Source organism: Helicobacter pylori (assembly GCF_001998165.1).
Lineage (GTDB): Bacteria > Campylobacterota > Campylobacteria > Campylobacterales > Helicobacteraceae > Helicobacter > Helicobacter pylori_DL.
In genome coordinates, this window is record NZ_MTWR01000065.1 from 1 (window position 1) to 6,833 (window position 6,833).

Genomic DNA, 6,833 nt, shown 5'->3' on the forward strand with positions numbered 1-6,833 from the left:
TGTATTAGTTAGATGCTGTCCCAATGGTCTCTAACTCCCTTAATTTTTTCTCAAACTCTCATGCGATGGATTTTAAAGGCATGGCTTCTTTGCTAACTCTTGCATGATCAAGCGGCTATTATTGCCACTAACCTTTCCCAATGCAAGCTATTTCAATTCCAAAGCTAAAAATTTTCCCGTATAGCTTTGGGTTTTTTCGCAATTTTGTGCCACTTCTAAAGGCGTGCCACTCGCAATGACTCTCCCGCCCTTATCCCCCCCATCAGGCCCCATGTCTATAATGTAGTCAGCGTTTTTGATAATGTCTAAATTATGCTCAATCACTAGCATGGAATTGCCTAACGCCACCAAAGAATGCAAGACTTGTAAAAGGTGATTCACGTCTTCAAAATGCAAACCGGTGGTAGGCTCATCTAAAATATAAAGGGTTTTGCCTGTGTCTTTTTTACTCAATTCTTTAGCTAATTTGATCCTTTGAGCCTCCCCCCCACTTAAAGTCGTAGCGTTTTGCCCTAAAGTGATATAGCCTAAGCCCACATCTATAAGCGTTTTTAACTTCACAGCGATTTTAGGGAATTTAGCAAAAAATTCATAAGCCTCTTCTACGCTCATGTTCAACACATCGGCAATGGATTTGCCTTTCACCTTGATTTCTAAAGTTTGGGGGTTGTATTTAGCGCCCTTACAGCTATCGCATTGGACTAACACATCAGGCAAGAAATGCATTTCTATTTTAATGTCCCCATCGCCTTGGCACTTCTCGCACCGCCCTCCTTTAACATTAAAGCTAAAACGGCTCGCGCTATAGCCTAAAATTTTAGCTTCTTTTTGCTCGGCAAATAAAATCCTGATTTCATCCATCACCCCTGTGTAAGTGGCAAGGTTGCTTCGTGGGGTTTTGCCTATTGGGGCTTGATCTAAATAAATCACCTTATCCAAATGCTCCAACCCTACAATCTCCACCCCATTCAAGCTTTGAGTTTTTTTAGCATGGTTTAAAAGGGTTTGAGCGGTGGGTAAAAGGGTTTGTAAGATCAGCGAGCTTTTACCGCTCCCGCTCACCCCAGTAATGCACACCAATTGTTTTAAAGGGATTTGAACGCTCAAATTCTTAATGTTATTGATATTGACATTTTTAATTTCTAAAAAATGCTTTTCTTTAGGGGGTTCAAATTTGGGGCGCTCAATCTTTTTAGTGCCGTTGAGATACAAGGCGGTAGAATGGTTATTTTGCAATAACTCTTTCACGCTCCCGCTAAAAACCACTTCACCCCCATGCCTTCCAGCCTTTGGCCCAATATCCACAACAAAATCCGCATGCTTAATCGTCTCTTTATCATGCTCTACGACAATGAGCGTGTTCCCCTTTTTTTGTAAATTCCTAAGGGTGTTGATGAGTTTGAGCGTGTCTTTTTCATGCAAGCCAATGCTAGGCTCGTCTAAAACATATAAAACCCCTGTCAAACCACTCCCGATTTGACTAGCGATTCGTATCCTTTGGCTCTCCCCTCCGCTAATGGTTCGCGCATCCCTCCCTAAAGTCAAATACCCTAGCCCCACATCGTATAAAAAAAACACCCTTTCTAAAATCTCTTTTAAAATCGGTTCAGCGATCTTTTTTTCTTGATCGTTAAGATAGCTAAAATGCGTGGGATCATTAAAAAAATGATAAACCTCTTCAATGGGCTTAGTTAAAAAATCCGCCATTTTCAAGCCAGCGACTTGGACGCTCAAACTTGAGGCTTTCAAACGATGCCCCTTGCATGAAGAACAGGTTTTTTCGCTCATGTAATCGCTCAAATCTTTTTGCTCTTTAAACATGTCATAAGCGATTTGAATGATGCCTTTCCAAGGGCGTTTCAAGGGGCTATTTTTAAAATGAAAGCTGATTTCAGTGCCATTCCCATACAAAAGAGCGTCTTGTTGCTCTTTATTCAATTCGTTGAAACAAAGCACGCTGTCAATGCCATTATAAGCGCAAAAGCCTTCAAACATTTGAGCGTAATAACTGCGGTTATACCCAAAAATCACTTTAATCGCTCCTTGATTTAAAGGCGTGTTAGGATCTAAAATCTTACTAATATCTAAGCTAAATTTTGTCCCCAAACCCAAACAGCTCTCGCACGCCCCTTTAGGCGAATTGAAAGAAAAACTCAAAGGCTCTAATTCTTCAAAACTCATCTTACACTTAAAACATGCCTTATGTTCGCTGTAATGCTTTCTGATGCTTGGCGCATTGTCTTGCAAGATTTCCACTTCTAATTCCCCATAGCTTTCTTTAAGGGCTTTTTCTATTGCGCTAGCGATCCGTGAAGCGTTTTCATTGTTAACTACCACCCTATCCACCACCGCTTCAATGGTGTGTTTTTTGGTTTTGTGCAAATGGATTTCTTCATCTAAACGCACCATCACCCCATCAACAAAAGCCCTCACATACCCCTTTAAACGCAAGCTTTCTAATTTATCGTTAAACGAACCTTTTTTATCTTTAATAATGGGGGCTAGAATAATGATTTTAGAATTTTCTTCTAAATGACAGATTTGAGAAATAATATCGCTCGCGCTCATAGAACTAATGGGTTCTGAACATGTGGGGCAAAATTGCTCCCCAATCCTTGCAAACAACAACCTTAAATAATCATAAATCTCAGTGATCGTCCCCACAGTGGATCTAGGGTTTTTAGAAGTGGTTTTTTGATCAATAGCAATCGCAGGGGTTAGGCCTTCAATTTTATCCACATTAGGCTTACCCACTTTGTCTAAAAATTGCCTAGCATAGCTAGACAAACTCTCTAAATAGCGCCTTTGGCCTTCAGCGTATAAAGTGTCAAACGCCAGAGTGGATTTACCCGAACCGCTTAATCCGGTAAAAACAACAAACTGGTTTTTAGGGATTTCTAAAAAAATATTTTTGAGATTATTTTCCCTAGCCCCTTGTATAATGATCTTATCCATAATGGTTTTATGTTGCAAGAGTTTCCTTAAAATAAGAAAATGGATTAAAAGGAGCTATTATACTTCAAAAAAGAATGGTTTTATTATCATTTCTTATTCATAAGAGTTAAAAATATTTGCTTGATTAAGGATAAACATGCTATTATTTTATGAGACAATTTTAAAGATAGGAATGTAAAGGAATGGAATTTATGAAAAAGTTTGTAGCTTTAGGGCTTCTATCCGCAGTTTTAAGCTCTTCGTTGTTAGCCGAAGGTGATGGTGTTTATATAGGGACTAATTATCAGCTTGGACAAGCCCGTTTGAATAGTAATATTTATAACACAGGGGATTGCACAGGGAGTGTTGTGGGTTGCCCCCCAGGTCTTACCGCTAATAAGCACAATCCAGGAGGCACCAATATCAACTGGCACTCCAAATACGCCAATGGGGCTTTGAATGGTTTTGGGTTGAATGTGGGTTATAAGAAATTTTTCCAGTTCAAGTCGTTAGATATGACAAGCAAGTGGTTTGGTTTTAGGGTGTATGGGCTTTTTGATTACGGGCATGCCGATTTAGGTAAGCAAGTTTATGCACCTAATAAAATCCAGTTGGATATGGTCTCTTGGGGTGTGGGGAGTGATTTGTTAGCTGATATTATTGATAACGATAACGCTTCATTTGGTATTTTTGGTGGGGTCGCTATCGGCGGTAATACTTGGAAAAGCTCCGCAGCAAACTATTGGAAAGAGCAAATCATTGAAGCTAAAGGTCCTGATGTTTGTACCCCTACTTATTGTAACCCTAACGCTCCTTACAGCACCAACACTTCAACCGTCGCTTTTCAGGTATGGTTGAATTTTGGGGTGAGAGCCAATATCTACAAGCATAATGGCGTAGAGTTTGGTGTGAGAGTGCCGCTACTCATCAACAAGTTTTTGAGTGCGGGTCCTAACGCTACTAATCTTTATTACCATTTGAAACGGGATTATTCGCTTTATTTAGGGTATAATTACACTTTTTAAACCCTTTTAAAGGGTATCTTTAAACCCTTTTTAATCTTTATAAAAGGGATTTTAGTTTGGGTTTTTGCATCTTAAAAAGCTAAAATTGATTATAAAGAAACTTTTGAGTGTAACCAACAAAACCAATATTGTTGAGTAGGCATTTGGAAAATTCATCTAGGGGTTTTAAGGGGATTTTTGCAAGAAATAGAAAATCTGCATAAAAGCGTTTTGTTGCAAGAAGTTTTGCAAGCGTTCACGCCTTTAGAAGAAGGGGTTTTGATTGATTGCACTTTAGGGTTAGGAGGGCATTCTAAAGCCCTTTTATCCCAAAAACCGCACCTGAAACTCATTGGCATTGATAAAGATAAGTTCGCTCAAGAAATTGCTAAAGAACGATTGAAAGCCTTTGAAGGGCGTTGTAATCTCTTAAGTGGAGGGTTTGCCAAACGCTTTAAAGAAGCCCTAGAGATTCATGGCGAGCGAATCAAGGGGGTTTTAGTGGATTTAGGGGTGAGCTCCTTACAACTTGATGATGATAACAGAGGGTTTAATTTCCACTCGCACGCTTTGGATATGCGCATGGATTTAGAGAGCGATTTAAACGCTCAAAAAGTCATCAACTCTTATTCTGTAGTGGCGTTAGAAAAAATCTTTAGAGACTATGGAGAAATCAAAGAATACAAAAAAATCGCCCATAAAATTGCAGAAAGGCGCGCTAAAAAACCCTTTAAAGACGCTAAGGATTTGAGCGAGTTTTTAAGCTCTTTTTCTAAAAATAAAAAAATCCATCCAGCGACTTTGGTGTTTCAAGCCATCCGCATAGAAGTCAATAGCGAATTAGAAGAATTAAAAGAATTTTTACAATGCGCTAGAAACCTTAAGGGAGCGATTTTGTGCGTGATTTCTTTTCATTCTTTAGAAGACGCGTTAGTGAAAAACGCTTTCAAAGATTACGCTAAAAATTGCATTTGCGATCCTTCAAGTTTCAAATGCGCTTGCTCTAACAATCACGCTTTAGGCGCAATTTTAACCAAAAAGCCCATCACTCCAAGCCCAGAAGAAATTAAAAACAACAGGCGTTCACGAAGCGCTAAAATGAGGGTGTTTCAATTCAAGCCATGAGTAAGCCATGAATATCAAAACCCATTCTTCAAATGAAAAAGAACGCTTTGTGCGTATAGAAGAGGACGAAAAGAAAGAATTATTCGCCGAAGCTACAAATGAAAATTCGCATGGTCTTTCTTTAATGAATTTAATAGGGGTATTGGTTTTTGGGGGCGCGTTTTTAGCTCTGTTAGTGCCTAAAATTTATTTGAGCAATAATATCTATTATATTAGCCGTAAAATCAACACCCTAGAAGATCAAAAACGCCTGCTTTTAGAAGAACAACAAATCCTAAAAAACGAATTAGAAAAAGAGTGTTTTAAATACTATATAGAAAATAGTGAAAACATTGGCGATATTGCGTTTTAATGAAAAAATGCCAGAAAACATTTTTTAAACTAAATATAAACTAAATATAAAAAAGCTTGCGTCAAGCAAGGTCTCTTATAAAGCGCTCTTAGGGGGCATTAAGCGCAAAATATCCCCCTATGCGTTCATGATTTTACTATCAAACAAAGCAACTTTTTTAGAAAAATTAAGGGGGGGTTAAAGGTTTTGGGTGTCAAGTTTTTATTAAAAATGGCCTAATTAACGCTAAATTAACCTTAAAACAAAAACTTGTTTTTAAAAATTTGTTTCTATTTAGATGTAAAGCCCCTTTAAACCCTTGATTTTTAGGAAAAACCCCTCTTAAATAGTATAATAGAAATTCCAAAAGTCCATAAAAGTTAATCAAGGAGCAACCATAAAAAATATTCACTTCGCTTTTGTTATTCAGTATATAACACAACACTAACATCAGATAAGGAAATATAGATGAAAAAAACGATTTTAGCGTTGTTTTTATCAACGTGTATAGGGTTATCGTCTGTTCATGCGGATAACGCTTTGATTTTACAGACAGATTTTAGCCTGAAAGATGGGGCTGTCTCGGCGATGAAAGGCGTCGCTTTCAGCGTTGATTCTAATCTTAAAATCTTTGATTTAACGCACGAAATCCCTCCGTATAATATTTGGGAAGGTGCTTACCGCTTGTATCAGACGGCTAGTTATTGGCCAAAAGGTTCGGTATTTGTGAGCGTAGTTGATCCGGGCGTAGGCACTAAGCGTAAATCGGTGGTGCTAAAAACTAAAAACGGCCAGTATTTTGTTTCGCCGGATAACGGCACGCTGACTTTGGTGGTGCAAACTTTGGGGATTGATAGCGTGCGTGAAATTGACGAAAAAGCTAACCGCTTGAAAGGTTCTGAAAAATCCTACACTTTCCATGGTCGTGATGTGTATGCTTACACTGGTGCGCGTTTGGCTTCTGGAGCGATCACATTCGAGCAGGTCGGGCCAGAGCTTCCCCCAAAAGTCGTTGAAATTCCTTACCAAAAAGCGAAAGCCACAAAAGGGGAAGTGAAAGGCAATATCCCGATTTTGGATATTCAGTATGGCAATGTTTGGAGCAATATCAGCGATAAACTGCTCAATCAAGCAGGGATCAAACGAAACGATACAGTGTGTGTAACGATTTTTAAAGATTCTAAGAAACAATACGAAGGGAAAATGCCGTATGTTGCGAGCTTTGGCGATGTGCCAGAAAGCCAGCCGTTGGTCTATTTAAACAGCTTGTTGAATGTTTCTGTGGCGCTGAATATGGATAATTTCGCGCAAAAACATCAAATCAAATCTGGCGCTGATTGGAATATTGATATAAAGAAGTGTGCTAAATAAGGCGCTTTTTAGAAAATTAAGGGGGGTTAATTTTTACCTACCAAACTTTGATTAACACAGCCTAATTA

5 protein-coding genes are annotated in these 6,833 nt (G+C 38.7%); 4 read left to right on the forward strand and 1 reads right to left on the reverse strand.

Features of this window, described 5'->3' with window-relative positions; genetic code table 11:
* Window positions 1-147 precede the first annotated feature (147 nt).
* Window positions 148-2,973 carry an excinuclease ABC subunit UvrA gene (uvrA, locus tag BZK24_RS07470; RefSeq protein ID WP_171972426.1) on the reverse strand — a complete coding sequence of 942 codons (2,826 nt, stop codon included), beginning with the start codon at window positions 2,971-2,973 and terminating at the stop codon, window positions 148-150.
* Between the two features lie 164 nt (window positions 2,974-3,137).
* Between uvrA and hopE the strand changes: the two genes are divergently transcribed.
* The 4 genes from hopE to BZK24_RS07500 all read left to right on the forward strand — a co-directional run bounded on the left by hopE (window position 3,138) and on the right by BZK24_RS07500 (window position 6,765).
* Window positions 3,138-3,959 carry a Hop family outer membrane protein HopE gene (gene hopE / locus BZK24_RS07475; protein WP_077657042.1) on the forward strand — a complete coding sequence of 274 codons (822 nt, stop codon included), beginning with the start codon at window positions 3,138-3,140 and terminating at the stop codon, window positions 3,957-3,959.
* Between the two features lie 177 nt (window positions 3,960-4,136).
* On the forward strand, window positions 4,137-5,063 hold the full coding sequence (gene rsmH / locus BZK24_RS07480; RefSeq protein WP_077657043.1) for a 16S rRNA (cytosine(1402)-N(4))-methyltransferase RsmH: 927 nt from the start codon (window positions 4,137-4,139) through the stop codon (window positions 5,061-5,063).
* Window positions 5,064-5,070: 7 nt separating this feature from the next.
* Complete coding sequence (locus tag BZK24_RS07485; RefSeq protein ID WP_077657044.1) at window positions 5,071-5,415, forward strand: hypothetical protein; 345 nt, start codon at window positions 5,071-5,073, stop codon at window positions 5,413-5,415.
* A 447-nt stretch (window positions 5,416-5,862) separates the two neighbouring features.
* Entirely contained in the window at window positions 5,863-6,765 is a 903-nt protein-coding gene (locus BZK24_RS07500; protein ID WP_077657045.1) for an SAM hydrolase/SAM-dependent halogenase family protein, read from the forward strand.
* The last annotated feature ends 68 nt before the right edge of the window (window positions 6,766-6,833 follow it).